Below are 13,162 nucleotides of genomic sequence, written 5' to 3' on the forward strand. Positions count from 1 at the left end.
TAATACCTTTGCACACAAATCTACTATTTAAACATAATTATTAAAAGGGCAGGGCGTTAAAGCCTTCATAAAGAATCCCTATGTGTAAGAAAATAATTTTCCTATTCTGTATCATCGCTTTTGTTTCCTGCAACGAGGAAGCCGAAATTGAAAAGGAGATCGCAGAAGTGCCGGTAGATTTTGAATTGCTGCGTTTTGATAAACAATTTGCCGAAGCTAAACCAGAAGAAATTCCGGAGCTAAAGAAGGAATATCCATTTTTGTTTCCGCAGCAATTTTCAGATAGTGTTTGGATAGCGAAACTAAATGATACCATTCAGCAGGAAATAGATAAAGAGGTTGGCAAAGCTTTTCCTTCTTTTGAAAATAAAGAAGCAGAACTTCACAGTCTTTTTCAGCATATAAAATATTATTTCCCGCAATTTGAAGCGCCAAAAGTATTTACGGTAACTTCTGAAGTTGATTATAAAAACAAGGTGATTCTTCAGGATGATTATTTATTCATTTCCCTGGATACTTATTTGGGAGAGGATCATCATTTCTATATTGGAATTCAGGAATTCTTAAAGAAGAATTTTAAGAAGGAGCAGATACTTCCGGATGTTGCCAATGCCTATGCTGAAAAATATGTAGAAAGACCCGAATCAAGAACTTTCCTGGCGCATATGATTTATTACGGAAAATTACTGTACTTAAAAGATAGGTTTATTCCTGAAATAGCTGATGCAGAAAAGATAGGTTATACCGAAGATGAATACGTCTGGGCACAAAATAACGAAGCGCAAATATGGCGGTATTTTGTAGAGAACGAACTGTTTTTTGATACCGATACCGAACTTTATTCGCGGTTTCTATATCCTGCGCCTTTTTCAAAATTCTACCTGCAGTTAGACGCCGATTCTCCTGCTATGCTGGGGCAATATATAGGATGGGAAATTGTGCGCAGTTATATGGATAAAACCGCTGCATCTTTAGAAGAAATGATAGCAACAGATGCCGAAACAATATTTAATAAAGCCAATTTTAAACCAAGAAAGTAATGTCAGAATTTAAAAAGTCAGAGATAAATATAGAAGTGGTTACCGATGAAAATCGAGTGCCAGAAGAAATTACCTGGAGTGCGGAAGACGGAAATGTTTATAAGGAAGATGCAAAGGCTTTAATGCTTTCTGTTTGGGATAGCAAATCTCAAGAAACCTTGCGCATAGATCTTTGGACTAAAGATATGCCGGTAGATGAAATGAAGAAATTCTTTCACCAAACGCTTGTTTCTATGAGCGATACTTTTAACCGTGCCACACAGGACGAGAAAATGACCGCCACGATGAAAGATTTCTGCGATTATTTTGCTGAAAAATTAGAAATCACTCAAAAATAACTACCTTGAGTGAGTTCACGGGACATACCTGGGAATATTTTAATTTAAAAACGGAATATTAAATCTGGATTATCGAGTGGAAAAACTCATCTTTGTTTATAACGCATTTTCCGGAACACATAATGCTGTTCTGGATGCGCTGCATAAAATTGTAAGTCCAAAATCTTATGCTTGCAATCTTTGCAAGGTTACCTATGGAACTTTTTCTGAAAATTCACAGTGGAAAGAATTTCGGCAAAAGTCTAAAGTAGAAATGGATTTTCTACATATAGATGAATTCCGAAAGAAGTATGCTTCTAAGTTTAGCTATAAATATACCTTCCCGATCGTATTGTGGGAAGATGAAGCTGAAATGGGTATTTTTATAACTAGTGAAGAATTGGAACAGGTAGAAAATACTGGTGCTTTAATTTTGCTTATTGAAGAGCGGCTTTAAATATTTTAGAATAATAGATTCCTAAATAATTTAATGAAATGCCCTAATAACGTTTATTCGAAGGAATTTGGGGAGAATTTTTAATCTTTAGAATTGTTTCATATGAAGTCTTACTTTGGCCTATCGTAAATTTATCGTAAAATTTGAAGTGAAGTTCCCGTAAAATTTTAGGCTGTTTGAGCCAGCTTAAACAGCCTCAAAAACACGGTCTCTAAAGGCGAGTTCCTAAAATTTAGGGAAAGAGCGAAAAATTTAGATAAATTTTCGTAAGCCTAGATTTTTTTGATTCGTTTTTTCATCAATGGAAAAAATGAATAATTTAAATTTTTAGTATAAGATTGATTCAAATTGAAGAATTTGCAGAATTCAATTCGTCATTAATAGCATCAATATAGTCCAGGATTTCATCCTGCCCTAGCTTAGCGGTTGCCGAGCTTACAAAAAACTCTGGCATCTCTTCCCAGATTTCCAGCATTTTATCCTGGTAATTATTGATATTTCTTTCCAGGGCCTTTGGTTTCATTTTATCGGCTTTGGTGAAAATGATGCAAAAAGGAACATTGTTCTCCCCAAGCCACTGCATAAACTCCATATCTATAGGTTGCGGCTCGTGCCTGCTGTCTATAAGTACAAATGCGCAAATCATTTGTTTGCGTTTGTCGAAATAAGCGGTAATAAATTTTTGGAAAGTACGCTTTGTAGATTTAGAGACTTTAGCATATCCATAACCGGGTAAGTCTACTAAATGCCAGTTTTTATTAATCAAAAAATGATTAATAAGCTGTGTTTTTCCAGGTTTGGCCGAGGTTTTTGCCAGTGTTTTTCTGCCTGTAAGCATATTAATGAGAGAAGACTTTCCTACGTTACTGCGGCCAATAAAAGCGTATTCCGGGAGTTTGCTGTTCGGACATTTGTCTACACGTGAGTTGCTTATCACGAATTCAGCCGACTTGATTTTCATTTTAATCTTTTTTGAAAGTAATCTTATTTAATGTAAGTGCCAGCAGCAGCAAATCTAAACTTCTATGGCTTAGAAATTTCGCTTTTTTAACCAGGCATGAAGTAGCTCGTTAAATTCTATTGGATGTTCCATCATAGCGGCGTGGCCACATTTATCTACCCAGTAAAGATCGGCATCTGGAAGTAAACGCTGAAAATCTTCAGCAACTTCAGGCGGTGTTACATGATCGTCTTTTCCCCAAATAATACAGGTTGGAGTTTTCATCTTTGGTAAATCTTTAGCCATATTATGTCTAATGGCACTTTTGGCAATAGCAAGGGTCTTTACCAGTTTATTACGATCACTTACCGTTTCATAAACTTCGTCTACTATTTCTTTGGTGGCTACTTCTGGATCGTAAAAAACATCCTGTGCTTTTTTCTTGATAAATTCATAATCACCTCGTCTGGGATAGCTTTCGCCCATAGAATTTTCGTAAAGTCCTGAACTCCCTGTTATGACCAGGGCCTCTACCATTTCGGGGTATAATTTTGTGGCCAATAAAGCAATATGCCCCCCAAGCGAGTTGCCAAGAAGTATCACTTTGTCGTAACCTTTAAAATCTACAAATTCTTTTAAATATTTAGCAAAAGTCTGTACACTGGTTTTAAGCAGCGACATGGAATACAAAGGAAGTTCTGGAATAACAACTTTATAACCATGCTTCGGAAAATATTCGGTAACCCCATCAAAATTACTTAAACCGCCCATAAGTCCGTGTAAAATAACTATTGGGGTTCCTTCTCCTTGCTCCAGGTACGTAAACTTTCCCTCTTGCCTTAAATTATTCTTCATTGATTGGCTTTGCGGTTCGCAATCGCAAATATAGCGATTTCATTACAAGTATAATCATTTTTAAGAAATAGCAAAGCCATTTATGTAATGCATTTCTTCTATCATTTTTAAAATTTTTAACAACAAAATCACAATAAAAACCAAGCCTCTGAAACCTAAATGAATAGCCCTACTTGATAGTGTTTCAGCTAAATACAGTTGATAAACTTATTAACAAAGTGGTAGAAAGTGGTAAAATGTGGTAATTTTTTCAATATATTTGACTCTATAAAGTATAGAAGTGGTAAACCTCATTGGAACATACGAATGTAAAGCAGATGCCAAGGGCCGGTTAATGGTTCCTTCAGCATTAAAGAAGCAGCTTGCGCCTATGTTGCAAGAGGGTTTTGTGTTAAAGCGTTCGGTTTTTCAGCCTTGTTTGGAGTTGTATCCTATGCAAGAGTGGAATGTTTTAATGCAGAAAATTAACGGGCTCAACCGCTTCAAAAAGAAGAATAACGATTTTATAAGAAGGTTTACTGCTGGTGTGAAGATGGTGGAGGTAGATTCTAACGGTAGACTTTTAATTCCTAAAGATCTTGTTGGATTTGCGGGAATTAATAAGGAGATCGTGCTTTCTTCTGCAGTAAATATTATAGAGATCTGGGATAAAGATAAATACGAAAACACCATTGATGAAACTTCAGATGATTTCGCTGAACTCGCTGAAGAAGTAATGGGAAACGATGATTTAGATGCAATATCATAATCCGGTTTTATTAAAAGAGTCTGTAGACGGCCTTAATATTAAGGAGGATGGCGTGTATGTGGATGTTACGTTTGGTGGTGGTGGTCATTCCCGGGAAATTTTAAGCAGGCTTGGTCCTAATGGGAAGCTTTTTGGTTTTGATCAGGATAAAGATGCTTTACAGAATACCATTGAAGATTCGCGTTTTACGCTAATTCACGAAAATTTCAAATTCGTAAAGCGATTTTTAAGGTTCTATGGGATTAAGAAAGTCGATGGAATTTTAGGTGATTTTGGGGTTTCCTCGCATCAATTCAACGAAGCAGAACGAGGGTTTTCTACCCGTTTTGACGCACGTCTGGATATGCGAATGAATCAGGGGAGTAACCTGAGTGCTTATGAGGTGATTAATGAATACGAAGAAGAGCAGCTTAAAAAGTTGTTTTACGAGTATGCCGATTTGAAAAATGCGCCAAAGCTGGCCAGGCTAATTGTAGAAGCAAGAAAGGAAAAGCCAATAGAAAGTAGTGAGCAATTAAACGATTTGCTAAAACCGCATTTGTTTAAAGGTAAAGAGAATAAAGTACTGGCGCAGATCTATCAGGCAATTAGAATTGAAGTGAACCAGGAAATCGAGGTTTTAAAAGATTTTTTAAGACAAACCGAAGGCTTGGTGGTAAAAAATGGGAGGATTAGTCTTATTTCCTATCACTCGCTTGAAGACAGATTGGTGAAGCGATATATAAGGAGTGGTTTGTTTAAAGGTGAGCCCGAAAAAGATTTTTACGGAAATATTTCGGTCCCCTTTAAAAAAGTGGGGGGTCTTATAGTGCCTTCTGCAGAAGAGATTAAAGAAAATAATAGAGCTAGGAGTGCTAAGTTGAGGGTGGCAAAGAAATTATAGTTTTTGGAAGCCAGTAATATACTGGAAGTATAAAAATCAAAGTATAGTGAATTGATTGAAAGTCCTGTTGTGGGTTTTTAAAGTGGGGTTGAAAATTTAAAGGAGATGAGAGAAGGTTTTTACAACTTACTACGTGCTAATTTTCTTATTAGCAGAGATGCAGTAAACAACTGGTGCTTTATAGTTTTTTGTACCCTGCTAGCAATAATTATGATTGCGAGTTCTCATAGTGCAGAGCGTAAAGTGCATAAAATTGCAAAACTTCATACAGAAGTAAGGGAATTAAAAAGTGAATTTGTAGATCGCCGTTCAGCCTTAATGCGAATTAAAATGGAATCTACAATTACTCAAAAAATGAAAGACCGTGGAATTCTTCCTTCCGAAAATCCGCCGTATAAAATTAAAGTGAAGATAAAGGAGTAAATGGCTACATCAGAAAAAGGCATATTAAATAGATTGTACGTGGTTGCGGCCTGTATGGTGCTTTTTGCTATTGGCGTAGGTGTCAAGCTGCTTGATATTCAGTTTGTAGAAGGAGATTATTATCGGGACCTTGCTGAAGAGCGTACTGTTAGAAGTTTTAAAATACCTGCCAGCCGCGGAAATTTATATGATACCAACGGTAATCTTTTAGCAACTTCAGTTCCTAAATACGATATAAGATTTGATGCGGTTACCGTTTCAGATAAAAACTTTCAGGAGAATATAGTGCCGCTTTCCAATAATCTAACCGAGATGTTTGGCAAATCTGCTGCATATTGGTCTCAACGCTTAAGACAGGCAAGGGCAAATGGCCAACGCTATTTGTCTATTGCGCAAAATCTAGGCTATTCAGAGTACATGAAAGTAAAAAGTTTTCCTATGTTTAATTTGGGGGCTTATAGAGGTGGAATTATTGTAGAGCAGAGAACCGTTAGGGAGCATCCGCTAGGGAAAATGGGAGAAAGAACGGTTGGTTACGAACGCCAGGACGAAAACGGTTATTTTACCCGTGTTGGTCTTGAAGGTGCTTTTAGTTCTTATTTAAGAGGAACCGATGGTCGCCGACTAAAACAAAAAATAGCCAAAGGCCAGTGGAAACCAATTAGTGATAATAACGAGGTAGAGCCTAAAGATGGTTATGACGTGGTTTCTACCATAGATGTGAATATCCAGGATATTGCGCATCATGCTCTTTTAAAACAATTGGAGCATTTTGAAGCAGACCACGGTACTGTGGTGGTTATGGAAACCAAAACCGGTGAGATCAAAGCTATGTCTAATCTTGGCCGTACAGAAGCAGGAACTTATTTTGAAAAGCGAAACTACGCTGTTTACGAATCGAGTGAGCCGGGTTCAACCTTCAAATTAATGGCGATGACCGCTGCGCTGGAAGATAATGTGATAGATACCAGTTCGGTTATAGATACCGAAAATGGTGTGGTGAGATATTACGGAAGGCCGGTTAGGGATTCCCGCCGTGGAGGTTATGGTGAGATTACGGCAGCACGCGCTTTCGAGGTTTCTTCTAATACCGCTTTTACTAAAATCATTACCGAAGGTTATAAAGATAACCCTGCCAAATTCGTGGATCGTTTATACGATATGGGGCTTAATGAAAAAATAGGCCTGGATATAAAAGGAGAGGGTTCTCCAAGAATTCCGCATCCAAAAGATAAAAATTGGAACGGGTTAAGTCTTCCCTGGATGGCTTTTGGTTACGGAGTTTCCCTAACACCATTGCAAACGCTTAATTTTTATAACGCGATAGCCAATAATGGCGAAATGGTGAAGCCTAGATTTATAAAGGAAGTAAAAGAATGGGATAAAAGTATTTTAAAAGTTGAACGAGAGGTAATGAATCCAAGAATTTGCTCTCCTGAGACTGCTAAAAAACTTCAAAATATGATGAAGCATACCGTTGAAAAAGGTACTGCGGCAAACATTCATACTCCTAATTTCTCTATGGCCGGAAAAACAGGAACCTGCCAGGTAGAATATTGGATAGAGCCTGGAAGATACATTTCCTCTTTCGCTGGATATTTTCCTGCTGAAAATCCTAAGTATTCGTGCATTGTAATTATTCATAAACCAAACAGGAGAATAGGTTATTATGGGAATATTGTTGCAGCTCCTGTTTTTAAGCAAATTGCTCAAAAAATTTATACAGATACGCCGGTTATGGATACCCTGCCTTCACTTGAAGTGAAGAATGATAAGGTAGTGGATGATTTTGAAGCTTATTATGCAAGTTTTGAAAATGAAAAACTAATAATGCCAGATGTTACCGGTATGCCTGCAATGGATGCTGTTTCTCTTTTAGAAAACCTTGGCTTAAAAGTGAATTTTAGCGGTGTAGGAAAAGTTAGGGCACAATCAATATCGGCTGGACAAAAAATAAAAACTAATCAACAAGTAAAATTAAATATAGGTTGAGAGTCTTAAAAGACATATTATATAAAGTGGAAATCGATGCCGTGGTAGGAAATACCTCGGTAACTATTAATAAACTTCAATTTGACTCTAGAAAAGTAGCCTTGAATGATGCTTTTGTGGCCATTAGAGGGAGTATTTCAGATGGTCATGAGTATATAAATCAGGCAATAGAAAAAGGAGCGCTCGCAGTAATTTCCGAAGAACTTCCGCAAGAAATTGTAAATGGGGTTACTTATATAAAAGTTGGAAATGCCCAGGAGGCTTTAGCTTTTATGGCGGCTAATTATTACGATAATCCTTCAGAGAGATTAAAACTGGTAGGGGTTACCGGAACCAACGGGAAAACTACTATTGCCACGCTTTTATATAATTTATTTACAAAAGCGGGCTTTAAAGTCGGTTTACTTTCTACCGTAAAAGTAATGGTTGCAGAAAATGCTTTTGATGCGGTGAGAACCACGCCAGATTCTATCACTATTAACGATTATCTAAAGCAGATGAATGATGAAGGCGTTGAGTTTTGCTTTATGGAAGTGAGTTCTCACGGGATAGATCAGCATAGAACCACAGGTTTGGAATTTGCCGGTGGGATTTTCACCAATCTAAGCCACGATCATTTAGATTATCACAAGAGTTTTGCTGAATACCGCGATGTCAAAAAACGCTTTTTTGATGAATTACCGGCTTCGGCATTTGCATTAACGAATACAGATGATAAGAACGGGCAGGTAATGCTTCAGAACACAAAAGCACAGAAATATACCTACGCCTTAAAATCTTACTCCGATTATAAAGCGCAGATCCTTGAAAATTCTTTCACCGGATTATTGCTAAAAGTAAATGATCAGGAATTGTGGACCCGCCTAATTGGAAGCTTTAACGCTTATAATGTTTTGGCTATTTATGCTACTGCAGAACTTTTAGGCCTTGAAAACTTGGAAAGTTTGAAGATTATCAGTGAGCTAAATTCGGTTAACGGAAGATTTCAATATATCATTTCTAAAGAGGAAAAAATTACCGCGATCGTAGATTACGCACATACACCAGATGCTTTAAAAAATGTGTTGGAAACTATAAACAGCATCCGCACAAAAAACGAAGAGCTTATTACTGTAGTGGGTTGTGGCGGAGATCGTGATACCACCAAAAGACCAAAAATGGGACATATCGCTTCGGCTTTAAGTACTAAGGTGATTTTTACCAGTGATAACCCAAGAACTGAAGATCCGGAAATGATTATTGAAGATGTTGAAGCGGGAGTGGAACCTCAGAATTTTAAAAAAGTAATGGCTGTAACCAATAGGAGACAGGCTATAAAAACGGCCTGCCAGATCGCAGGAGAGAATGATATCATCTTAATTGCAGGAAAAGGTCACGAGACCTACCAGGAGGTAAATGGAGAGCGTAAGGACTTTGATGATCTTAAGATAGTAACCGAATTTTTGAAACAGTTAAATAAGTAAGTCCAAAACTTTACCAGGAAAGAGTAATTAGAATTTATGTTATACTACTTATTTCAATATTTAGAAGCAGAATACCAGGTGCCCGGGGCGCGGTTATTTGAGTATATCTCATTTAGATCTGCCATGGCCATTATTCTTTCTTTGGCAATTTCTACCATTTACGGAAAGAGAATTATTAGCTATTTGTTAGCTAAACAAGTAGGAGAAAGTGTGCGCGATCTTGGTTTAAGAGGCCAAAGCGAAAAAGCAGGAACACCAACAATGGGTGGTTTAATTATCATCTTTGCTACTCTCGTGCCCGTTTTGCTTTTTGCGAAACTTGAAAATATTTATGTAATCCTACTTATTATAACAACCCTTTGGATGGGGGCTATTGGTTTTATAGACGATTATATTAAAACCTTTAAAAAGGATAAGGAAGGCCTACAAGGTAAGTTTAAGGTTTTAGGTCAGGTAGGCCTGGGGATTATTGTAGGTAGTACTTTGTATTTTCATCCGGGAGTTACCGTAAAAGAAGAAACCAACGAACCTGCTCCGCAGCAGCAGGAACTGGTAGATAGTTTTCAAAATATTCGGGAAATGGGGCCGGAACTTAAAACTACTACCACTACAATTCCTTTTGTGAAAAATAACGAATTCGATTATTCTAGTTTAATAAGTTGGATAGACCCTGCTTTAAAGAATTATGCCTGGTTAATATTTATACCCATCGTTATATTTATTGTAACAGCGGTTTCCAACGGCGCTAATTTAACCGATGGAATAGATGGCCTCGCTGCCGGTTCTTCGGCAATAATTGTGCTCACGCTGGGAATTTTCGCCTGGGTTTCGGGTAACATTATTTTTTCTGATTATTTGAATATTATGTACATCCCGCGATCTGGTGAGATGACCATTTTTATAAGTGCCTTTGCGGGAGCTTTGGTAGGTTTTCTATGGTATAATACCTATCCGGCTCAGGTTTTTATGGGAGATACCGGTAGCTTAACTATTGGCGGAATTATAGCCGTGCTCGCTGTTGCTACAAGGAAAGAATTATTGATCCCCGTTTTATGCGGAATATTTTTAATGGAAAACCTGTCGGTGGTGTTGCAGGTAGCCTGGTTTAAGATCACCAAACGAAAATATGGCGAAGGCCGAAGAATTTTCCTAATGTCTCCTTTGCATCATCATTATCAAAAAAAAGGATATCACGAAAGTAAAATAGTAGTGCGATTTTGGATCATTGGAATTTTCCTGGCCATTGTAACTATAATCACACTAAAAGTAAGATAAGAAATATTGAAAACTGAAACTCAAAATATTAATAATTCCGGTAAAAGACTGGTGATTCTCGGCGGCGGCGAAAGCGGTGCGGGAACTGCCATCTTAGGGGTGAAAGAAGGTTTTGAAGTTTTTGTTTCAGACAAAGGAAAAATAAAAGAAAAATATAAATCGGTTTTTGAAAATTTGAAGATCGATTGGGAAGAAAAAAAACATACCGAAGCTAAAATTTTAAATGCTGAGATAGTAATGAAAAGTCCTGGAATTCCAGATGCTGTTACTATTGTTAAGCAACTTGAGGAAAAAGGTATTCCGGTAATTTCAGAAATAGAATTTGCTGCAGCTTTTACTGCGGCAAAAATCATTGGAATTACAGGGAGTAACGGGAAAACCACCACCACCAAATTTGTGCATCATATTTTGAAAAATGCGGGTATAAAAGTGGGAATGGCCGGGAATGTTGGGGATAGTTTTGCTAAACAGGTCGCTGAAACTACTCCCGACTGGTTTGTGCTGGAATTAAGCAGTTTTCAATTAGACGGAATTAAAGATTTTAGACCAGATATTTCGGTGTTGACCAATATCACACCAGATCATTTAGATAGATACGCGTATAAACTTGAAAATTATGTGTTTTCAAAATTTAGAATTACCGAAAATCAAACAGAAGAAGATTTCTTCATCTATGATTTAGACGATGAGATCATCACCGGTTGGTTAGATAAAAACCCGGTGAAAGCACAAAACTTACCGTTTTCTTTAGAGGAAAAAGTAGAGAACGGATCATACATAGAGAATCAAAATATTATTGTCAATATAAAAAACAACCAATTTAATATGCCAACAACAAAATTAGGTTTACAGGGTAAGCATAATACCAAAAATGCCATGGCTGCGGCCACTGTTTCCCAACTATTAAGAATTAGAAAAGAGACTATACGTGAGAGTATGGAGAGTTTTCAAGGTGTGGAACACCGACTTGAAAAAGTGCTGAAAATAAATAATGTGCAGTACATCAACGATTCTAAGGCAACTAATGTAAACGCTACTTTTTATGCTTTAGAGAGTATGGAAAGCGAGACCATTTGGATTGTTGGTGGGGTGGATAAAGGAAATATTTACGACGATCTTTTACCATTGGTAAATGAAAAAGTGAAAGCTATAATTTGCCTGGGTGTAGATAACCATAAGCTAATGCAAAACTTTGGGAACTGCGTAGATACAATGGTAGAAACTCAGTCTATGAAAGAAGCTGTAAGAATGGCGTATAGTCTTGCTGAAAAAGGAAATTCTGTATTGCTTTCACCGGCTTGTGCAAGTTTTGACCTCTTTGAGAATTACGAAGACAGAGGTCGCCAGTTTAAAGAAGCAGTGAGAAATCTTTAAAATTAAAGGTTTTAGAGCTAGGCTTTCGTCAAGCTGAACTTGTTTCAGCTTCTAGCATGTTTTGAAACTAACAAGTTAGATCCTGAAACAAGTTCAGGATGACGTTAAAGAGTTTGGCTGATTAAAAAGAATATTATTAAAAATTAAATGAGCAGCATTTTTTCAAATCTTAAAGGCGATAAGGTTATCTGGGCTACGGCCGGGCTGTTGGCAATATTTTCGTTTTTGCCGGTCTATAGTGCCAGTAGTAATCTTGCGTATTTATATGGAGATGGGAGCACTTTCCAATATGTGGTAGTGCATTTCTTCCATTTGCTTTTAGGCTTTTGCTTGCTTTTTGCAGTACATAAAATTCCTTATCACTATTTCCGGGGCTTATCAATATTATTTTTGCCGGTTGTTGTTGTTTTATTGGTTTATACCGTGGCACAGGGAACAATGATTGATGGGGCTTATGCAAGTAGATGGATCCAAATTCCGGGCTTAGGTGTTTCGTTTCAGTCATCTACGTTGGCATCGGTAGTTTTAATGATCTATGTGGCTCGTTATCTCTCCAAAAAAACCAATGATAATCTCACTTTTAAAGAGTCAATTTTACCGCTTTGGGTGCCTGTAGGACTGGTATTATTATTAATTTTGCCGGCCAATTTCTCTACAACTGCCATTATTTTCTCTATGGTGTTGGTACTCATGTTTTTGGGTGGATACCCGGTAAAATACCTTGGAATTATAGTTGCTGCCGGTTTGCTTTTATTGACAATGTTCATTTTAACGGCTAAAGCATTTCCAGGACTTTTACCCAATAGGGTAGATACCTGGGCTAGTAGAATTGAGAGTTTTTCTGATGATGAAGATACAGAAGCAGATTATCAAATAGAGAAGGCGAAGATTGCTATTGCAAGTGGAGGTATTGCTGGTACGGGAATTGGAAAAAGCGTTCAAAGAAATTTTTTGCCACAATCTTCCTCAGATTTTATCTACGCGATAATAGTAGAAGAAATGGGATTAATTGGTGCTTTTGGCGTTATGGGAGCCTATTTGTTATTGTTGTTTAGAATTGTAATTGTTGCTACTAAGGCCAATACGGTTTTTGGAAAATTACTGGTAATAGGCGTTGGTTTACCAATAATTTTTCAGGCTTTAATCAATATGGGAGTTGCAGTAGAATTGTTCCCGGTTACTGGGCAAACCTTACCATTAATTAGTAGTGGGGGTACTTCTATTTGGATGACATGTATGGCACTTGGTATTATTTTAAGTGTTAGCGCCAAACGCGAGGAAATGAAAGAACGCGATGAAGCTGAAAAGGAATTGGATGATGAAAATCCTTTAGATATTTTAAGTGAAGCGATTTAGGTCCAGAACTATACTGGACAAAAGTATTTTTGATATAGG

General features: G+C 37.3%; 13 protein-coding genes. 11 read left to right on the forward strand and 2 right to left on the reverse strand.

Annotated elements, in window-relative coordinates:
* The first annotated feature begins 80 nt into the window (after positions 1–80).
* The 3 genes from gldB to B5X51_RS08630 all read left to right on the forward strand — a co-directional run bounded on the left by gldB (position 81) and on the right by B5X51_RS08630 (position 1,814).
* Complete coding sequence (gene gldB / locus B5X51_RS08620; protein WP_079720783.1) at positions 81–1,040, forward strand: gliding motility lipoprotein GldB; 960 nt, start codon at positions 81–83, stop codon at positions 1,038–1,040.
* Positions 1,040–1,378, forward strand: coding sequence for a gliding motility protein GldC (gene gldC / locus B5X51_RS08625; RefSeq protein WP_057482192.1), 339 nt, complete (start codon positions 1,040–1,042; stop codon positions 1,376–1,378). Before gldB ends, gldC begins: the two co-directional genes overlap by 1 nt.
* A 76-nt stretch (positions 1,379–1,454) precedes the next feature.
* Positions 1,455–1,814 (forward strand): GTPase, encoded by a 360-nt coding sequence (locus B5X51_RS08630; RefSeq protein WP_079720784.1) that lies wholly within the window; start codon positions 1,455–1,457, stop codon positions 1,812–1,814.
* A gap of 343 nt (positions 1,815–2,157) precedes the next feature.
* Here B5X51_RS08630 and yihA read toward each other — a convergent pair whose 3' ends face one another.
* Both yihA and B5X51_RS08640 read right to left on the reverse strand, forming a co-directional pair.
* Positions 2,158–2,775: a ribosome biogenesis GTP-binding protein YihA/YsxC gene (gene yihA / locus B5X51_RS08635; RefSeq protein WP_079720785.1), complete on the reverse strand. Its 618-nt coding sequence runs from the start codon at positions 2,773–2,775 to the stop codon at positions 2,158–2,160.
* Between the two features lie 69 nt (positions 2,776–2,844).
* Positions 2,845–3,609, reverse strand: coding sequence for an alpha/beta fold hydrolase (locus B5X51_RS08640; protein ID WP_079720786.1), 765 nt, complete (start codon positions 3,607–3,609; stop codon positions 2,845–2,847).
* Positions 3,610–3,889: 280 nt separating this feature from the next.
* On the opposite strand from B5X51_RS08640, the gene mraZ reads away from it, so the two are divergent.
* The 8 genes from mraZ to B5X51_RS08680 all read left to right on the forward strand — a co-directional run bounded on the left by mraZ (position 3,890) and on the right by B5X51_RS08680 (position 13,123).
* Positions 3,890–4,357: a division/cell wall cluster transcriptional repressor MraZ gene (gene mraZ, locus B5X51_RS08645; RefSeq protein WP_079720787.1), complete on the forward strand. Its 468-nt coding sequence runs from the start codon at positions 3,890–3,892 to the stop codon at positions 4,355–4,357.
* Complete coding sequence (gene rsmH, locus B5X51_RS08650) at positions 4,344–5,240, forward strand: 16S rRNA (cytosine(1402)-N(4))-methyltransferase RsmH (RefSeq protein ID WP_079720788.1); 897 nt, start codon at positions 4,344–4,346, stop codon at positions 5,238–5,240. Before mraZ ends, rsmH begins: the two co-directional genes overlap by 14 nt.
* 105 nt (positions 5,241–5,345) lie before the next feature.
* A complete protein-coding gene (locus B5X51_RS08655) occupies positions 5,346–5,663 on the forward strand; it encodes an FtsL-like putative cell division protein (protein WP_079720789.1) in 318 nt (105 codons plus the stop codon).
* On the forward strand, positions 5,664–7,655 hold the full coding sequence (locus tag B5X51_RS08660; RefSeq protein WP_079720790.1) for a penicillin-binding protein: 1,992 nt from the start codon (positions 5,664–5,666) through the stop codon (positions 7,653–7,655).
* Positions 7,652–9,118 carry a UDP-N-acetylmuramoyl-L-alanyl-D-glutamate--2,6-diaminopimelate ligase gene (locus B5X51_RS08665; RefSeq protein ID WP_079720791.1) on the forward strand — a complete coding sequence of 489 codons (1,467 nt, stop codon included), beginning with the start codon at positions 7,652–7,654 and terminating at the stop codon, positions 9,116–9,118. The genes B5X51_RS08660 and B5X51_RS08665 overlap by 4 nt, the downstream gene beginning before the upstream one ends.
* 36 nt (positions 9,119–9,154) lie before the next feature.
* The gene (gene mraY, locus B5X51_RS08670; protein WP_079720792.1) at positions 9,155–10,393 is read left to right on the forward strand and encodes a phospho-N-acetylmuramoyl-pentapeptide-transferase; all 1,239 of its coding nucleotides are present in this window, start codon (positions 9,155–9,157) and stop codon (positions 10,391–10,393) included.
* 6 nt (positions 10,394–10,399) lie between these two features.
* Positions 10,400–11,767 carry a UDP-N-acetylmuramoyl-L-alanine--D-glutamate ligase gene (gene murD, locus B5X51_RS08675; RefSeq protein WP_245828726.1) on the forward strand — a complete coding sequence of 456 codons (1,368 nt, stop codon included), beginning with the start codon at positions 10,400–10,402 and terminating at the stop codon, positions 11,765–11,767.
* 147 nt (positions 11,768–11,914) lie between these two features.
* Complete coding sequence (locus tag B5X51_RS08680) at positions 11,915–13,123, forward strand: FtsW/RodA/SpoVE family cell cycle protein (RefSeq protein ID WP_079720793.1); 1,209 nt, start codon at positions 11,915–11,917, stop codon at positions 13,121–13,123.
* Positions 13,124–13,162: the final 39 nt, after the last annotated feature.

The sequence above is a fragment of the Salegentibacter holothuriorum genome, from assembly GCF_900168045.1.
Classification (GTDB): Bacteria; Bacteroidota; Bacteroidia; order Flavobacteriales; family Flavobacteriaceae; genus Salegentibacter; species Salegentibacter holothuriorum.

Bases quoted from the DNA above. Each gene is read 5' to 3' on its own strand.
- gldB (WP_079720783.1), top strand. From the start codon at position 81: ATGTGTAAGAAAATAATTTTCCTATTCTGTATCATCGCTTTTGTTTCC.
- gldC (WP_057482192.1), top strand. From the start codon at position 1,040: ATGTCAGAATTTAAAAAGTCAGAGATAAATATAGAAGTGGTTACCGAT.
- yihA (WP_079720785.1), bottom strand. From the start codon at position 2,775: ATGAAAATCAAGTCGGCTGAATTCGTGATAAGCAACTCACGTGTAGAC.
- B5X51_RS08640 (WP_079720786.1), bottom strand. From the start codon at position 3,609: ATGAAGAATAATTTAAGGCAAGAGGGAAAGTTTACGTACCTGGAGCAA.
- rsmH (WP_079720788.1), top strand. From the start codon at position 4,344: ATGCAATATCATAATCCGGTTTTATTAAAAGAGTCTGTAGACGGCCTT.
- B5X51_RS08655 (WP_079720789.1), top strand. From the start codon at position 5,346: ATGAGAGAAGGTTTTTACAACTTACTACGTGCTAATTTTCTTATTAGC.
- B5X51_RS08660 (WP_079720790.1), top strand. From the start codon at position 5,664: ATGGCTACATCAGAAAAAGGCATATTAAATAGATTGTACGTGGTTGCG.
- mraY (WP_079720792.1), top strand. From the start codon at position 9,155: ATGTTATACTACTTATTTCAATATTTAGAAGCAGAATACCAGGTGCCC.
- B5X51_RS08680 (WP_079720793.1), top strand. From the start codon at position 11,915: ATGAGCAGCATTTTTTCAAATCTTAAAGGCGATAAGGTTATCTGGGCT.